We start from the raw sequence: 15,553 nt of genomic DNA, 5'->3' as shown, positions 1-15,553 counted from the left end.
TCTGATCGACCATCCAGGAGCGCTCGAAACCTATGACGTCCGATACCCCCGACAGCGTTCCTCAGGAACTTCCTCCGAAGCAGTCACAGAAGGTCGAGAACGATTACGGGGCCGACGCCATCCAGGTGCTCGAAGGCCTCGAGGCGGTGCGCAAGCGCCCCGGCATGTACATCGGCTCGACCGGTGAGCGCGGCCTCCACCACCTCGTGTACGAGATCGTCGACAACTCCGTCGACGAGGCACTCGCGGGCTACTGCGACACCATCACGGTCACGATCCTCGAAGACGGCGCGATCCGCGTGGTCGACAACGGTCGTGGCATTCCGGTCGACATGCACAAGACCGAGGGCAAGTCGACCGTGGAGGTCGTGCTGACCGTGCTCCACGCCGGCGGCAAGTTCGGCGGCGGCGGGTATGCGGTCTCCGGTGGACTGCACGGCGTCGGCTCGTCGGTGGTCAATGCGCTGTCGACCCGGCTGGATGTCGAAGTACGTCGGCAGGGACACGTGTGGCGGCAGTCGTTCCGCGACGGCGGTGTGCCGCAGGCCCCGCTGAGCCAGGACGAGGCGACCGAGGAGACCGGCACGACCATCACGTTCTGGCCGGACGCGTCGATCTTCGAGACGATCGACTTCGACTACGACACCCTGCGCACGCGCTTCCAGCAGACGGCGTTCCTCAACAAGGGGCTGCGCATCACGCTGAGTGATCTGCGTCCCTCGTCGGCCTACCTCGTCGACGGTGAGGACGGCCAGGCCGTCGAGAAGCAGCCCTTCGACGACTTCCACTACGAGCGCGGACTGGTGGACTACGTCGAGTACCTCAACAAGATCCGCAAGGCCGAGGTCGTCAACGACGAGATCATCGAGGTCGAATCCGAGGACACGGAGCGCCACATCTCGCTCGAGCTCGCCATGCAGTGGACCACGAGCTACACCGAGAACGTCTTCACCTTCGCGAACACGATCAACACGCACGAGGGCGGCACCCATGAAGAGGGCTTCCGCGCGGCGATGACCACGTACATCAACAAGTACGCGCGTGAGAAGGGCCTGCTCAAGGAGAAGGACGACAACCTCACGGGCGAGGACATCCGCGAGGGCCTCACCGCCGTCATCTCCGTGAAGCTGTCGGAACCGCAGTTCGAGGGACAGACCAAGACGAAGCTCGGCAACACCGAGGCGAAGGCGTTCGTGCAGAAGGTCGTCGGCGATCAGCTCACCGACTGGCTCGACCGCAACCCCGCCCAGGCGAAGCGCGTCATCATGAAGGCCATCGATGCCGCCACGGCACGGTTGGCCGCACGCAAGGCGCGCGAGACCGCGCGCCGCAAGAGCGTGTTCGAGTCGGCATCCATGCCCGACAAGCTCAAGGACTGCACGAGCAAAGACCCGTCGATCAGTGAGATCTTCCTCGTCGAGGGCGACTCGGCCGGCGGCTCGGCCGTCCGCGGTCGCGACCCCGAGACGCAGGCGATCCTGTCGCTGCGCGGCAAGGTGCTCAATGTCGAGAAGGCGCGATTGGACCGTGCGCTCGGCAACAACGAGATCCAGGCGATCATCTCGGCGTTCGGCTGCGGCATCGGCGAGGACTTCGACGTCGCCAAGGCGCGGTATCACAAGATCGTGCTGATGGCCGATGCCGACGTCGACGGCCAGCACATCACGACGCTGCTGCTGACGTTGCTGTTCCGCTACATGCGCGGACTCATCGAGGCCGGCTTCGTCTATCTCGCCATGCCGCCGCTGTATCGCCTGAAGTGGACCAATGCCGAGCACGAGTACGTGTTCAGCGACCGCGAGCGCGATGCGCTCCTTGCCGACGGTCTGGCCGGGGGCAAGCGCATTCCCAAGGAGTCGGGCATCCAGCGATACAAGGGTCTCGGAGAGATGAACCCGAAGGAGTTGTGGGAGACGACCATGGACCACAACACCCGCACGCTCCGTCAGGTGACGATCGATGACGCGGCCGCAGCGGACGAGATCTTCTCGGTGCTCATGGGTGAGGACGTCGAGTCGCGACGCAGCTTCATCCAGCGCAACGCCAAGGACGTCCGCTTCCTCGACATCTGATGCCTTTCGATTCGTCGAGCGAGGAGCGCAGCGACGAGTCGAAACGCGACACACGCACCCCGGCCCCCGTGAGAACGAGAAGACATGACTGACGAAGAACGCCCCGACCCGAACGCCGGCCACAACCACGGCAACATCGACCAGGTCGACCTCCAGGTCGAGATGCAGCGCAGCTATCTCGACTACGCGATGAGCGTCATCGTCGGCCGCGCCCTGCCCGACGTCCGTGACGGTCTGAAGCCCGTGCACCGCCGTGTCATCTACGGCATGTACGACGGGGGCTACCGCCCTGACAAGAGCTTCAACAAGTGCGCGCGCGTCGTCGGCGAGGTGATGGGTCAGTATCACCCGCACGGTGACAGTGCGATCTACGACGCGCTCGTGCGCCTCGTGCAGCCGTGGTCGCTGCGCTACCCGCTGGCCGACGGTCAGGGAAACTTCGGATCCCCGGGCAACCAGGGTGCGGCCGCGCCGCGGTACACCGAAACGAAGATGGCCGCGCTCGCCATGGAGATGGTGCGCGACATCGACGAGGACACCGTCGACTTCGAGCCGAACTACGACGGCAAGACGCAGGAGCCGACGGTGCTGCCGTCGCGCTTCCCGAACCTGCTGGTCAACGGCTCGGTCGGCATCGCGGTCGGCATGGCGACCAACATCCCGCCGCACAACCTCCGCGAGGTCGCGGAAGGCGCGCTGTGGGCGCTGGAGAACCCGGACGCGCCGCGCGAGGAGCTGCTCGAGGCGCTCATGAGCCGCATCCACGGGCCGGACTTCCCCACCGGGGCGCAGATCCTCGGAACCAAGGGCATCCGCGAAGCGCAGCGCACCGGTCGGGGTTCGATCACGATGCGCGCCGTCGTGAACGTCGAGGAGATCCAGGGCCGCACGTGCCTCGTGATCACCGAGCTGCCCTACCAGGTCAACCCCGACAACGTCGCGCTGAAGATCCGCGATCTCGCGCGCGATGGTCGCATCACCGGCATCGCCGACATCCGCGACGAGACGAGCGATCGCACGGGTCAGCGTCTCGTCATCGTCCTCAAGCGGGATGCCGTCGCCAAGGTCGTGCTGAACAACCTCTACAAGCACACCCAGCTGCAGGAGAACTTCGGCGCCAACATGCTGGCGATCGTCGACGGGGTGCCGCGCACGCTGGCCCTGGACGGGTTCATCACGTACTGGATCGAGCACCAGGTCGAGGTGATCGTCCGTCGCACGGCCTTCCGACTCCGCAAGGCCGAGGAGCGCATGCACATCCTGCGTGCGTACCTGAAGGCACTCGACGCGCTCGACGAGGTCATCGCGCTCATCCGTCGCTCGCCGACGGTCGAGGAGGCCCGCGAAGGACTCAAGGCGCTCCTGGAGATCGACGACATCCAGGCCGACGCGATCCTGGCCATGCAGCTGCGTCGCCTCGCCGCGCTGGAGCGGCAGAAGATCATCGACGAGGCGACGGAGCTCGAGGCGCAGATCGCCGATCTCAACGACATCCTCGTCTCGCCGGCGCGCCAGCGGACGATCATCGCCGAGGAGCTCACCGGCATCGTCGACAAGTTCGGTGACGACCGTCGCACGCACATCCTGCACGGCTTCGACGGCGACATGTCGATGGAAGACCTCATCCCGGAAGAGGAGATGGTCATCACCGTCACCCGCGACGGGTACATCAAGCGCACGCGCAGCGACAACTATCGTTCCCAGCATCGCGGCGGCAAGGGCGTCAAGGGCGCCCAGCTGCGGGCCGACGATGTCGTCGAGCACTTCTTCGTGACGACCACACATCATTGGCTGCTCTTCTTCACCACCAAGGGCCGCGTCTACCGGTCGAAGGCGTACGAGGTTCCCGAGGCCGGCCGCGACGCGAAGGGTCAGCACGTCGCGAACCTGCTGGCACTGCAGCCGGGTGAGGAGATCGCGCAGATCCTGGACATCCGCGACTACAAGGTCGCCCAGTACCTCGTGCTCGCGACCCGCGACGGCAAGATCAAGAAGACCTTCCTCAGCGAGTACGACACCAATCGTCAGGGTGGCATCATCGCGATCCGCCTGCGCGGGCAGGATGAGGAGGACGGCGACGAGGTCGTCAGCGCGCTGCTCGTCGACGACACCGACGACATCCTCCTCATCTCCCGTCAGGGCATGTCGCTGCGCTTCACCGCGACCGACGAGTCGCTGCGTCCCATGGGCCGCTCGACCGAGGGTGTGAAGGGGATGTCGTTCCGTGAGGGTGACACGCTGCTGTCGGCATCCGTCGCGAAGGACGATGCCTACGTCTTCGTCGTGACCGAAGGCGGGTACGCCAAGCGCACCGCTGTCGACCAGTACCGCCTCCAGGGACGTGGCGGACTGGGCATCAAGGTCGCCAAGCTGAACGAGGACCGGGGCGATCTCGCGGGCGGTCTGATCGTCGGTGAGGACGACGAGGTCTTGGTGGTTCTTGCCAGCGGCAAGGTGGTACGCTCTGCCGTGGCCGAGGTGCCTGCGAAGGGTCGCGACACCATGGGAGTGGTCTTCGCCCGTCCCGACGACGACGATCGCATCCTCGCAATCGCACGGAACTCGGAGCGAGCGCTCCGAGCGGAGCAGGACCCGGCCGAGACCACCGACGCCGAAGACTCCCCCGCTTCGCGCCCCGAAGGAAGTGACACCGACGCATGAGCACGGTAGCCGACAAGCTCGCCAAGAAGTCATCCAGTAAGACCAGCGCCAAGCAGGTGCGTCTGCGCCTCGTGTACGTGGACTTCTGGTCCGCCGTGAAGCTGTCCTTCCTCGCCGCGGTGGCCGTCGCGATCGTCACGGTGGTGGCGAGCTTTTTGATCTACACGGTGCTCAGCACGACGGGACTGATCGGCAAGCTCGACGACCTCTTCAAGGCCTTCGACGACAACTTCAAGTTGAGCGATGTGATCAACCTGGCGCAGGTCATGGCGTTCTCCTCCGTGGTGGCCATCCTGAACCTGATCGTGATCACGGTGCTGGGCGCCGTCGTCGCCGGGATCTACAACCTGATGGTCAAGGTGACCGGCGGACTGCTCGTCGGCTTCACGTCCAACTGACCGATTTTTTGTTTGCCCGCTCGTCGGGTAAAGTCTTGGAGGTTGACGGCGGCAACGCCGCCTCCGGACGGGGCTATAGCTCAGGCGGTTAGAGCGCTTCACTGATAATGAAGAGGTCCCAGGTTCAAGTCCTGGTAGCCCCACCACTACCCGTCCGGGGCCTTAGCTCAGTTGGTAGAGCGCCTGCTTTGCAAGCAGGATGTCAGGAGTTCGAATCTCCTAGGCTCCACAGTTTTTCTCCCCTCGGCCTCGCACGCTGACATACTCGCAGCATGCGGTTCGAAACGACGCTCTTCCAGCAGGGAAACAACACCGGCATCGTGGTTCCCCCCGAGGTGGTCGAGGCCCTCGGCGGCGGCAGCCGTGCAGCGGTCACGGTCACCGTGAACGGCTTCACCTACCCGAGCACGCTCGCGGTGATGGGTGGACGCCACCTCATCCCGTTCTCGTCCGACAAGCGCGCGGCGACCGGCCTCGCCGGCGGTGACGCGATCGAGGTCACCCTCGAGCTCGACACGACACCGCGGACGGTCGAGGTCCCGGACGATCTCGCCGTCGCCTTGGACGATGCCGGGATCCGCGCGCGCTTCGACGCGCTCGCTCCCAGCGCGCGAAAGGCGCACGTCACGAACGTCGTCTCGGCCAAGACGGACGAGACCCGCACGCGACGCATCGCCGCGATCGTCGCGAAGCTCGCCTGACCGGCGGCGCAGCCTCAGTCCGTCGTGCGCGCGAAGCGCCGTCGGGTCTCGGCATCCGCGACATAGACCACGAGCTGCACATCGGTGTGGTCCGACGGTCGCAGCTGGTGGTGCTCGAACACCAGCCGCCCCCGTTCGGGATGGCGGAACACGCGCTCGCGCGAGACGAAGCCCCCCACGCCGTGCTCGTTCCACCGGGTGCGGAAGTCGTCGCTGGCCGCGATCAGTCGCGCAACCAGATCGCGGTAGCGCGGATCTCCCAGACGAGGTCCGGCCTCGGCGCGGAACTCGGCGAGGAATCTCCGGCTCGTGTCGTCCCAGTCGTCCAGCAGCGAGCGCACCGAGGGGTCGGTGAAGACCAGCCACAGAAGGTTGCGATCTTCCGACGAGGTCGTGGCCACGCCGGGGTACAGGCGCTCGTACGCGCTGTTCCACCCGGCGATCCCCCAGTCGGGGGCGAGTGCATAGGCCGGATGCTCGTCGAGGGCGTCGAGAAAGCGCTGCACGTGGGCGGGCGCGACGTCTACGGCATCCGCGCGCACGGCCGGCCGCGGTGCGAGACCGACGAGACTGAGGACGTAGTCGTGTTCGGCGTCGGTGAGGCGAAGCGCCGCCGCGACGGCGTCCAGGACTTGGCGCGAGGGGTGGATGTCGCGCCCCTGCTCGAGCCACGTGTACCAGGTGACGCTCACCCCCGACAGGTACGAGACCTCCTCACGTCGGAGGCCCACGGCGCGACCACGGCCGGCCGGCGGCAGCCCGTAGGCGGCCCGCTCCAGGCGCTCGCGTTGGCGTCGCAGGAACGAGCCCAGCTCCTGCCGCCGCTGACGGCCGTCGTCGCGGGTGCTCTCGTCAGTCACCCCACAAACCTAGTACTGCCACTACTAGGAGCAGCGCAGACTTCCGACCGCGTGCCGCGGCATCCAGAGTGGAACCATGCCCACCCCTCTGCGCTCTCGCACCGTCACTCACGGCCGCAACGCTGCCGGCGCCCGTGCCCTGTTCCGCGCCGCTGGCGTGAACGCGGCCGACTTCGGCAAGCCGATGATCGCCGTCGCGAACAGCTTCACCGAGTTCGTCCCCGGCCACACGCACCTGCAGCCGGTGGGCCGCATCGTCTCCGACGCGATCACCGCGGCCGGCGGCATCCCGCGCGAGTTCAACACCATCGCCGTCGACGACGGCATCGCCATGGGGCACGGTGGCATGCTGTACTCGCTGCCCTCACGCGATCTGATCGCCGACTCGGTGGAATACATGGTCAACGCGCACCAGGCCGACGCGCTCGTGTGCATCTCCAACTGCGACAAGATCACGCCCGGAATGCTGATGGCGGCCCTCCGCCTCAACATTCCGACCGTCTTCGTCTCGGGCGGCCCGATGGAGTCGGGCCGGGCGACTCTGGTCGACGGGACCGTCCGCACCCTCGACCTGGTCGACGCGATCTCCGAGGCGGCGAACGACACGGTGTCGGATGCCGACATCCAGCGCATCGAGGAGAACGCCTGCCCGACGTGCGGATCGTGCTCGGGCATGTTCACAGCGAACTCGATGAACTGTCTCGTCGAGGCGCTCGGCCTCGCCCTCCCCGGCAACGGCTCGGTACTGGCGACCCACACCGCCCGCCGGGCACTGTACGAGAAGGCCGGGGAGGTCGCGGTCCAGATCACCCGCGCCTTCTACGACGAAGACGACGCGTCGGTGCTCCCGCGCGCCGTCGCGAGCCCGGCGGCCTTCGCCAACGCGATGGCGCTCGACATCGCGATGGGCGGATCGACGAACACGATCCTGCACTTGCTGGCCGCGGCGCACGAGGCCGGCATCGACTTCGGTCTCGACGAGATCGACGCCATCTCCCGTCGCGTGCCGTGCCTCGCGAAGATCGCACCCAACCCGGCCTACGGCCGCATGTACTACATGGAGGACGTGCACCGCGCCGGCGGCATCCCCACCATCCTCGGCGAGCTGCACCGCGCGGGGCTGCTCAACGCCGATGTCTCGTCGATCCACGCGGCCTCGCTGGACGCGTGGCTGGGCGAGTGGGACGTGCGCGGGGGCACGGCTTCCGACGCGGCGCGTGAGCTCTGGCACGCGGCACCCGGAGGCGTGCGCTCCTCGAGCGCGTTCTCGCAGTCGGAGCGCTGGGCGACCCTGGACGAGGATGCCGAGAACGGCTGCATCCGCTCCGTCGCGCACGCCTACTCCGCCGACGGTGGTCTCGCGGTGCTGCGCGGCAACCTCGCGGTGGACGGCGCCGTGGTCAAGACCGCGGGCGTGGACCCCTCGATCCTGGTGTTCTCGGGTCCTGCGGTGGTCTGCGAGTCGCAAGAGGAGGCGGTGGCGAAGATCCTCGGCAAGAAGGTGCAGCCGGGTGACGTCGTCGTGATCCGGTACGAGGGTCCCAAGGGCGGCCCGGGTATGCAGGAGATGCTGCATCCCACCTCGTTCCTCAAGGGCCGGGGCCTGGGCAAGGTGTGCGCCCTGGTGACCGACGGTCGTTTCTCGGGCGGCACGTCGGGTCTGTCCATCGGTCACGTCTCGCCGGAAGCAGCCAGCGGTGGGATCATCGCCCTCGTCGAAGACGGTGACATCGTCGACATCGACATCCCGTCGCGGTCGATGAGCCTGCGTGTGGACGACGACGAGCTCGAGCGACGTCGCGCCCGACTGCTGGACGAGGGCGGATACGCGCCGCGTGATCGTCAGCGACCGGTGTCATTGGCGCTGCGGGCGTACGCGGCGATGGCGACCTCGGCCGATCGCGGAGCCGTCCGCGATGTCGAATCCGTCGAACGCGCGCTGCGTGAACGCGAGCTGCGGACGGCTTCGGTCTGACCCTCGGATCTGCCGATCGCGACCGCTAGGCTCTCGGCATGGACTTGCGGGTCGCCGCCTACGCCGTCGTCGTCGACGAGTCCGACCGCGTGCTGCTCGCCCACTGGCACCAGGGGCGCCGGGGAGCCTGGACCATGCCCGGCGGCGGCCTGGAAGAGGGCGAGGATCCCGTGGATGCCGCGCGCCGAGAGGTGTGGGAGGAGACCGGGTACCGCGTGCGGATCGGCACGCTCCTCGGCATCCACTCCCGCGTGATCCCGGCGAACCGCCGGGTCTTCGCCGCCGACACCGAGCCCCTGCACACACTGCGCATCGTGTACCGCGCGCAGGTGACGGGAGGTCAGCTGCGCCACGAGAAGAACGGATCGACCGATCGGGCGGAGTGGTTCGACCTCACGGCGCTGCCGCCGCAACGGGTGAAGCTCGTCGACATCGCGCTCGGGATGGCCGGGGTGGCCGTCACCGGCGCGGTCTGAGCGCGCAGCGCGACGCGCTCAGGACGCCGCCGGCTGCGAGATGTCGGCGACCGTCGCATCGTATGCACGGATGAGGTCGTCGGCGTCGACGAACAGGCTGTAGCCGTGAGCCCCGGCACCCATCGCGATACGTCTGCCCACGATCGACGCGTCCGCGTACACCGGCCAGTCGTTCGTGCTGCCGATCGGCACGATGGTTCCCCGCTCGTAGCCGGTCGCGGCCAGAGCGAGCTCCGGCTCGGGGAGTCTCAGCTTGTTCACCCCGACCAGCGCGCGCAGTTTCGGCCAGGAGATCGCCAGATCTCCCGGGATCAACGCGAACAGATACGTGTCGTCGGACTTCTTGACCACGAGTGTCTTGACGATGTCAGCAGGCTGCAGACCGAGCAGGCCGGCCGCCTCCGCAAGGTTGGATGCCGCGGGCCGCTCACGAAGCTCGATGGCCAGGTCGCGCGCGGCGGCCGCATCTCGGACGCGGTCGAGGGGATCAGGCATCCGGGGCGCGCAGCGGGTCGTCCGCCACCCACAACTCGTCGTCCGCGCGAAGGGTCTGCCACGCCGCGTAGACCACGCCGGCCGCCGCCGCGATGCCGAGGAGGATCGCGATGACGCCCCCGGCGCCGATCCCCTTCTTCGCAGCGGGGACGCTCAGCTGCTTCGTCGCCTTCTTGCCGTACTTGTCGGCCTTCTTCTGCAGGGCGGCGAGGTCGATCGATCCGAAACCCCGACCGGCGGCCAGATCCTGGCGCTTCTCGTTCGCGGCATCCCACACCGAGAGCGCCGAACCGATCAGGGCACCCGCCGTCGGGACGACCTTGTCGTTGTAGACCTTCTTGGAGGTCGCGACGCCCTGCTCGACATAGGGGGCGGCGTACTTCTCGTAGGTGTGCTGCACGGTCGGCACGACCTGCTCGCGGTTGTAGTTGCCGAGCTGGCGGCCGGCTTCGCGGGCGACCTCGCCCGCCTGTCCGATCAGGACCTGCTGCGACTCCCACAGCGTGTTCGCCTGGTGCTGGAGCTTGCGGAGTTCCTTCTTGCGCTTGCGGCTGAGGCTCACGGTGCCCTCCCTGGGTTCCGGCTGGGTTTCATCCCATCTTGCCAGACCTCCCGGGCCTCGCGAGGGGTTGACAGGTGAGAGAATGCTAGGCATGCCGATCCACACCGCCGTCGCGACCATCCACACCAACCACGGCGACATCGTCGTCAACCTCTTCGGAGACCACGCACCGCGCACCGTGCAGAACTTCACGGGTCTGGCCGACGGCTCGCAGGCCTGGACGCACCCGGCGACCGGCAAGCCCGGCGAGGGTCCGCTGTACAAGGACGTCATCTTCCACCGCATCATCCCGAACTTCATGATCCAGGGCGGCGACCCGCTCGGTCAGGGCGTCGGGGGCCCGGGCTACAACTTCAACGACGAGATCCACCCCGAGCTCACCTTCGGTGCGCCCTACCTGCTCGCGATGGCCAACGCCGGACTGCGCCGCAACGCCATCACGGGCAAGGCCGAGGGCACCAACGGCTCGCAGTTCTTCATCACGACCGATCCGACGCCGTGGCTCAACGGCAAGCACACGATCTTCGGCGAGGTCGCCGATGACGTCTCGCGTGCCGTCGTCGACGCGATCTCGGCCGTTCCGACCGCCGCGGGCGACCGCCCGATCGAGCCCGTCGTGATCAGCTCGATCGACGTCGTCCCCGCCTGAAGAGAGCGGAACCGGCCCGCGTGACCGACTCCGGCATCCGCACCAACCCGGACAACTTCTGTTACCGGCATCCTGACCGTCAGAGCTTCGTGCTCTGCCAGCGGTGTCTGCGCACCATCTGCGGAGAGTGCCAGACACCGCTTCCGGTGGGCGTGATCTGTCCGGAGTGTCTCGCCGAGCAGCGCCAGGCCGCCAAGGCGAATGTCACGCGGATGCCGCGACGGCGTCCGTCCGGCATCGACGGCAAACCGGTCGTGACGTACACGTTGGTCATCGTCACCACCGTGTTCTACCTGATCGGACTGATCCCGGGCATCGGCCCGCTGGTTCAGAGTCTTTTCGCGTTCGCACCGTGGCTGGCCTACACGCAGCCTTGGCGATTGTTGACCGTGACGCTCGTGCACGCGAGCCCTTTCCACATCGCCTTCAACATGCTGGCGCTGTGGGCGCTGGGACGCAGTCTCGAACCGCTGCTCGGGCGATGGCGTTTCTTGGCGCTCTACCTCCTGAGCGCGTTGGGTGGATCCGTGCTGGGCGCCTTCGTCGCGCCGACGACATGGGTCGTTGGCGCTTCCGGTGCGGTCTGGGGTCTTCTGGGCGCGATGTTCGTCATCGGTCGTCACCTCGGCGCCAACGTCACCGCGATCGCCGTGCTTCTCGGGATCAACCTCGTGATCACGTTCCTGCCCGGATCGGGCATCGCGTGGCCGGCTCACATCGGCGGCGGGCTCGTGGGTGCGCTGATCGGCGTGATCTTCGCCCGGACGCGCAAGATCCGACAACGGGCGCTGCAAGTATGGTTGCTCGTCGCGGTCGGGGCGGGTCTGCTGGGCCTCCTCGCGGTGCCCTTGTTCATCTACGCCTAGGCCGTCAGCGGAGACTTATCCACAGGTTCATCCACAGATGGGGATGAATTACACCCGTGTAACTCACAGGCACTGACACCTGTGGAGAGGCCGAGGGGTGGCGGTCAGCGCCAGCGCGTCGTCATCAGGAACCCGATGAAGGCGATCCCGAAGCCGATGACGAGGTTCCATCCGGCGATGCCGGGAATCGGCAGCGCCTGGTTGCTCAGGTAGAACACGATCACCCACAGCAGCCCCAGGATCATGAGCCCGAGCATGATGGGCTTGAACCACACCGGGTTGGGTGCGGACTCGCCTTCGCCGTACTCCGCGACCTGCTCGTCGTGCTTTCCTGAACGCGCCATGGCCAAGATTCTACCTGGCAGGTCTCCCCCAGCCACGCTGTGCGACAATCACAGCGTGAAGGACGGCACCGGCGACAACGCAGCCGAGGGCATCGACCCCCTCGAGCACACGTCTCGACGTGCGCGGCGTCTTGCCGCGCAGTCGGAGGGGTCCGGGCCGACGATCCCGGCGCAGACGAACTCGCAGGAGCCGGAGGGCACGTCCCCGGCGGCGCGCCCGGTCAAGCCGGTGAAGCCGCGGCGACGAGCCTCTTTCCTCGGCGTGCTCGGCGAGCTGCTGATCACGGCCGGCGTCGTCGCACTGCTCTACGTCGCCTGGCAGATGTGGATCGGTGACTGGATCATCGGGTCTCAGAAGCACACCGAGGCCAGTGCGCTGTCGCAGAGCTGGCTGCAGCAGGCATCGCAGAGCCCGACGGCATCCGACACTCCGTCTCCGTCTCCGAGCGCGAGCTCATCTCCGGAGGCCGCCGCACCGGTCGTTCCGGTGATGGCGCAGAAGGACTACGGTCAGCAGTTCGGGGTCATGTTCATCCCGCGTTTCGGGCCGAACTGGCAGTTCACCGTGGCCGCGGGCACCGGCCGTCACGACATCCTCGACGCGGGCGAGATCGGTCACTACACCGACACCGCCATGCCCGGAGAGGTCGGCAACACCGTGTACGCCGCCCATCGGTGGACCTCGGGCGCACCCTTCGACCCGATCGACAAGCTCGTGATCGGCGACGCCATCGTCATCCAGACCCCGGACGGCTGGTACACCTATCGCTTCCGTACTCTCGAGTACGTTCAGGCGACGCAGGTCGAGGTCTTGCTGCCCGTTCCGCAGCAGGTGGGCATGGCGGCCAACGGCCGTTACCTCACCCTGACCAGCTGTGCCCCGAAGCTCAACATGCTCGAGCGCATCATCGCATACGCCGTGTTCGAGAGCTTCACTCCGACCTCGGCGGGACCGCCCGCCTCGCTGACCCAGGGAGTGTCCGCCTGATGTATGCCGCCCTCTGGCGCGTTCTGCCCGGCCCGGCCTGGGTGCGCATCGTGATTCTGCTGGTCCTGCTCGCCGCGGTGCTCTACGGGCTGTTCTGGTACGTGTTCCCGTGGGTCGGCCAGTTCATCAATCCGCAGGATGCCACGGTCGGCGGCTGACGGGCGTCGCGTCCTCGTCGTCGACAACCACGACAGCTTCGTCCACACGCTCACCGGCTATCTGCAGGAGCTGGGTGCGACGACCGACATGGTCGAAGCGGATGCCGTCGACGAGGCGAGTGCGTTGATCGCGCCGTATGCCGGAGTGCTGATCTCGCCGGGGCCCGGCGCCCCCGCGGATGCCGGGGCGTCGATCGACATCGTGCGCGCGGCGGGGGGTCAGGGGATCCCTCTGCTCGGGGTGTGCTTGGGCCACCAGGTGCTCGCGGCGGCGTTCGGCGCGACGGTCGCCGAAGCCCCCCGACTGCGCCACGGCACGACGTCGCAGGTGTGGCACGACGGCGCGTTCCCCTTCACGGGACTGCCCTCACCCTTCCCCGCGACGCGATACCACTCCCTCGCCGTCGTTCCGGACTCCCTGCCCGCCGAACTCCAGGTGACAGCGCAGACGTCGTCCGGAGTCATCATGGGACTCGCCCACCGTGACCTGCCGCTCTGGGGGGTGCAGTTTCATCCCGAGTCGGTGCTCACCGAGGGGGGCCATCTGCTGCTGGGCGCATGGCTCGAGCGCCTCGGAGTCACCGGCGCCGAGGCGCGGGGCCGTGAGCTGCGGCCCCTGCGCGGACTACTTTCCGGTGCAGACGCGGAGCTCGACCGTGGAGTGGATCGGCACGTCGCCCGGGGGCAGTGACTGCCCGGCGACGATCGGTGTCGATCCCACGGCGGGGCACGACGGGTCTTCGACGACGCTCGCGGTGAGCTTGAGGTCATCGGACGTGAGGTCGCGGGTCGCCGCGTCGACGGTGTAACCGACGAGATTCACCAGAGCGACCTTGCCGCTGGCGACCGTGAGGTTCACGCGCGTTCCGACCGGGATCTGCGTGCCGGCGGTCTGGTCGGCGGAGATCACGATGCCCTGGGCGAGGTCGGGATCGCTGCGCGTCGTCACGGCGCCGAGCTGCAATCCGACGGCCTTCAGAGCCGCTTCGGCATCTGTGGAGGACTTTCCGGCGATATCGGGCATGGCGCTGGTCTGCTGTCCCGTGGAGACGTAGACCGTGATCGTCTGGCCGGGCGCGACGATGGTGCCTGCGGCGGGATCGGTGCGGATGACGTTGCCGGCGACGATCCCGTCGTCGCTCTGGTCCACGCGCTTCGCCTCGAGATCCTGCCCCGCCAGCTTCTCGCTGGCGCGGTCCCACGACATGTCGACGACGTCCTCGACGACGCGCGAGTTCTGGGGAACCGCGCCGCCGGGACGTATCGTGATCACCCAGATCAGCACGGAGATCAGCACGACGGCGAGCAGCGCCACGCCGGCCCAGATCCAGGCGGCCGGGGGTCCGGCCTGCGTCCGTCGCATCGTGGTGTCGGCGGTGAGCTGTCGCAGCGACCGGGCTGTCTCTGCAGCCTGTCGCGGATTCGCACCGTACAGCTCGCTCGCCAGCGCGCCGACCTGCTTCTTCGTGGGGGCGTGACCGTCCACGGTGGCGTCGAGCGCCTGGCGGAACGACGCCGCGTCCTGGTATCGCTGGAACGGGTCCTTGGCGAGAGCGCGCAGCGCCACGGCGTCGATCGAGCGCGGGATCGCATCGACCAGTTCGGACGGCGGCAGGGGCGTCTCGCTCACGTGCTGGTAGGCGACGGCGACCGGTGACTCGCCGCGGAAGGGCTGGCGACCGGTGAGCAGCTCGTACAGCACGATGCCGGCGGAGTAGAGGTCGGCGCGCGCATCGACCGGCTCGCCCTTGGCCTGCTCCGGCGACAGGTAGGCCGCGGTGCCGATGATCGCGGTGGTCTCGGCGACGGTGGAGGAAGAGTCGGACACGGCGCGCGCGATGCCGAAGTCCATCACCTTCACCTGGCCGCCGGCGGTGATCATGACGTTTCCGGGCTTGATGTCGCGGTGGACGACGCCGGCGCGATGGGAGTACTCGAGTGCTTCGAGGATGCCGTCGACGTAGCGGATCGCGTCGCCGACGGGCACGCCGCCATCGCTGACGACATCCTTGAGAAGGGTGCCCTCCACGAGTTCCATCACGATGTACGGCACGGGATGCGTCGAGCCGTCCGGGTCGGTCTCGGCATCTTCACCGGCGTCGTAGACGCGGACGATCGCGGGGTGCGACATCCTCGATGCCGACTGCGCCTCGAGCCGGAACCGAGTGCGGAACGCGCTGTCTTCGGCGAGCTCCCGCTTGAGGATCTTGATGGCCACCTGACGCCCGAGGGTCAGGTCCTGCCCGCGATACACGCTGGCCATGCCTCCGCGGCCGATGAGTTCATCGACCCGATACCGCTCGGACAGCACACGCGGATCTGCAGACACTTCTCTCCCCTGGGCTGAC

General features: G+C 67.5%; 16 protein-coding genes and 2 tRNA genes. 13 read left to right on the top strand and 5 right to left on the bottom strand.

All coding sequences use genetic code 11. From position 1 onward, the window contains the following. Positions 1 to 32 precede the first annotated feature (32 nt). The 6 genes from gyrB (at position 33) to ACT53O_RS04555 (ending at position 5,832) form a co-directional block, all read left to right on the top strand. Entirely contained in the window at positions 33 to 2,072 is a 2,040-nt protein-coding gene (gene gyrB, locus ACT53O_RS04580) for a DNA topoisomerase (ATP-hydrolyzing) subunit B (RefSeq protein ID WP_036319504.1), read from the top strand. An 84-nt stretch (positions 2,073 to 2,156) separates the two neighbouring features. Then, positions 2,157 to 4,733 (top strand): DNA gyrase subunit A, encoded by a 2,577-nt coding sequence (gene gyrA, locus ACT53O_RS04575; protein WP_112932164.1) that lies wholly within the window; start codon positions 2,157 to 2,159, stop codon positions 4,731 to 4,733. Next, positions 4,730 to 5,131 carry a DUF3566 domain-containing protein gene (locus ACT53O_RS04570; RefSeq protein WP_036319501.1) on the top strand — a complete coding sequence of 134 codons (402 nt, stop codon included), beginning with the start codon at positions 4,730 to 4,732 and terminating at the stop codon, positions 5,129 to 5,131. The genes gyrA and ACT53O_RS04570 overlap by 4 nt, the downstream gene beginning before the upstream one ends. A 69-nt stretch (positions 5,132 to 5,200) precedes the next feature. Then, positions 5,201 to 5,277 (top strand) — tRNA-Ile (locus ACT53O_RS04565). A gap of 10 nt (positions 5,278 to 5,287) precedes the next feature. Then, positions 5,288 to 5,360, top strand: a tRNA-Ala gene (locus ACT53O_RS04560). 43 nt (positions 5,361 to 5,403) lie between these two features. Beyond that, positions 5,404 to 5,832 (top strand): YdeI/OmpD-associated family protein, encoded by a 429-nt coding sequence (locus ACT53O_RS04555; RefSeq protein WP_135949991.1) that lies wholly within the window; start codon positions 5,404 to 5,406, stop codon positions 5,830 to 5,832. A gap of 14 nt (positions 5,833 to 5,846) precedes the next feature. Here the strand turns inward: ACT53O_RS04555 and ACT53O_RS04550 are convergent, their stop codons facing one another. Next, complete coding sequence (locus tag ACT53O_RS04550) at positions 5,847 to 6,692, bottom strand: helix-turn-helix transcriptional regulator (RefSeq protein WP_476151468.1); 846 nt, start codon at positions 6,690 to 6,692, stop codon at positions 5,847 to 5,849. A 76-nt stretch (positions 6,693 to 6,768) separates the two neighbouring features. On the opposite strand from ACT53O_RS04550, the gene ilvD reads away from it, so the two are divergent. Then, entirely contained in the window at positions 6,769 to 8,667 is a 1,899-nt protein-coding gene (ilvD, locus tag ACT53O_RS04545) for a dihydroxy-acid dehydratase (protein ID WP_347418154.1), read from the top strand. A 38-nt stretch (positions 8,668 to 8,705) separates the two neighbouring features. After that, positions 8,706 to 9,143: an NUDIX hydrolase gene (locus ACT53O_RS04540; protein ID WP_039415234.1), complete on the top strand. Its 438-nt coding sequence runs from the start codon at positions 8,706 to 8,708 to the stop codon at positions 9,141 to 9,143. A gap of 18 nt (positions 9,144 to 9,161) precedes the next feature. On the opposite strand, the gene ACT53O_RS04535 is transcribed toward ACT53O_RS04540, so the two are convergent. After that, positions 9,162 to 9,638: an aminoacyl-tRNA deacylase gene (locus ACT53O_RS04535; protein WP_476151467.1), complete on the bottom strand. Its 477-nt coding sequence runs from the start codon at positions 9,636 to 9,638 to the stop codon at positions 9,162 to 9,164. Further along, positions 9,631 to 10,200, bottom strand: coding sequence for a hypothetical protein (locus tag ACT53O_RS04530; RefSeq protein WP_036319490.1), 570 nt, complete (start codon positions 10,198 to 10,200; stop codon positions 9,631 to 9,633). Before ACT53O_RS04530 ends, ACT53O_RS04535 begins: the two co-directional genes overlap by 8 nt. A gap of 91 nt (positions 10,201 to 10,291) precedes the next feature. Here ACT53O_RS04530 and ACT53O_RS04525 point away from each other — a divergent pair, with 91 nt between their 5' ends. After that, on the top strand, positions 10,292 to 10,849 hold the full coding sequence (locus ACT53O_RS04525) for a peptidylprolyl isomerase (protein WP_476151466.1): 558 nt from the start codon (positions 10,292 to 10,294) through the stop codon (positions 10,847 to 10,849). 20 nt (positions 10,850 to 10,869) lie between these two features. Continuing rightward, entirely contained in the window at positions 10,870 to 11,715 is an 846-nt protein-coding gene (locus tag ACT53O_RS04520) for a rhomboid family intramembrane serine protease (protein WP_476151465.1), read from the top strand. A gap of 104 nt (positions 11,716 to 11,819) precedes the next feature. Here the strand turns inward: ACT53O_RS04520 and ACT53O_RS04515 are convergent, their stop codons facing one another. After that, a complete protein-coding gene (locus ACT53O_RS04515; protein WP_005054721.1) occupies positions 11,820 to 12,059 on the bottom strand; it encodes a cell division protein CrgA in 240 nt (79 codons plus the stop codon). Between the two features lie 55 nt (positions 12,060 to 12,114). Between ACT53O_RS04515 and ACT53O_RS04510 the strand changes: the two genes are divergently transcribed. The 3 genes from ACT53O_RS04510 to ACT53O_RS04500 are packed head-to-tail and all read left to right on the top strand — an operon-like array spanning position 12,115 to position 13,896. Beyond that, positions 12,115 to 13,047, top strand: a complete 933-nt coding sequence (locus ACT53O_RS04510; RefSeq protein ID WP_244295811.1) for a class E sortase — start codon at positions 12,115 to 12,117, stop codon at positions 13,045 to 13,047. Further along, positions 13,047 to 13,205 carry a hypothetical protein gene (locus ACT53O_RS04505; protein WP_036319487.1) on the top strand — a complete coding sequence of 53 codons (159 nt, stop codon included), beginning with the start codon at positions 13,047 to 13,049 and terminating at the stop codon, positions 13,203 to 13,205. Before ACT53O_RS04510 ends, ACT53O_RS04505 begins: the two co-directional genes overlap by 1 nt. Further along, positions 13,186 to 13,896: an anthranilate synthase component II gene (locus ACT53O_RS04500; RefSeq protein ID WP_476151464.1), complete on the top strand. Its 711-nt coding sequence runs from the start codon at positions 13,186 to 13,188 to the stop codon at positions 13,894 to 13,896. Before ACT53O_RS04505 ends, ACT53O_RS04500 begins: the two co-directional genes overlap by 20 nt. On the opposite strand, the gene pknB is transcribed toward ACT53O_RS04500, so the two are convergent. Continuing rightward, positions 13,831 to 15,534, bottom strand: a complete 1,704-nt coding sequence (pknB, locus tag ACT53O_RS04495) for a Stk1 family PASTA domain-containing Ser/Thr kinase (RefSeq protein ID WP_433719939.1) — start codon at positions 15,532 to 15,534, stop codon at positions 13,831 to 13,833. The two genes, ACT53O_RS04500 and pknB, sit on opposite strands and share 66 nt — an antisense overlap. Positions 15,535 to 15,553: the final 19 nt, after the last annotated feature.

This window comes from Microbacterium sp. DMC48, assembly GCF_056313825.1.
The sequence above is the reverse complement of the archived record's forward strand: the minus strand, read 5'-3'. Positions and strand labels throughout refer to the sequence as shown.

Bases quoted from the DNA above. Each gene is read 5' to 3' on its own strand.
- gyrB (WP_036319504.1), top strand. From the start codon at position 33: ATGACGTCCGATACCCCCGACAGCGTTCCTCAGGAACTTCCTCCGAAG.
- gyrA (WP_112932164.1), top strand. From the start codon at position 2,157: ATGACTGACGAAGAACGCCCCGACCCGAACGCCGGCCACAACCACGGC.
- ACT53O_RS04570 (WP_036319501.1), top strand. From the start codon at position 4,730: ATGAGCACGGTAGCCGACAAGCTCGCCAAGAAGTCATCCAGTAAGACC.
- ACT53O_RS04555 (WP_135949991.1), top strand. From the start codon at position 5,404: ATGCGGTTCGAAACGACGCTCTTCCAGCAGGGAAACAACACCGGCATC.
- ilvD (WP_347418154.1), top strand. From the start codon at position 6,769: ATGCCCACCCCTCTGCGCTCTCGCACCGTCACTCACGGCCGCAACGCT.
- ACT53O_RS04540 (WP_039415234.1), top strand. From the start codon at position 8,706: ATGGACTTGCGGGTCGCCGCCTACGCCGTCGTCGTCGACGAGTCCGAC.
- ACT53O_RS04535 (WP_476151467.1), bottom strand. From the start codon at position 9,638: ATGCCTGATCCCCTCGACCGCGTCCGAGATGCGGCCGCCGCGCGCGAC.
- ACT53O_RS04525 (WP_476151466.1), top strand. From the start codon at position 10,292: ATGCCGATCCACACCGCCGTCGCGACCATCCACACCAACCACGGCGAC.
- ACT53O_RS04515 (WP_005054721.1), bottom strand. From the start codon at position 12,059: ATGGCGCGTTCAGGAAAGCACGACGAGCAGGTCGCGGAGTACGGCGAA.
- ACT53O_RS04505 (WP_036319487.1), top strand. From the start codon at position 13,047: ATGTATGCCGCCCTCTGGCGCGTTCTGCCCGGCCCGGCCTGGGTGCGC.
- ACT53O_RS04500 (WP_476151464.1), top strand. From the start codon at position 13,186: ATGCCACGGTCGGCGGCTGACGGGCGTCGCGTCCTCGTCGTCGACAAC.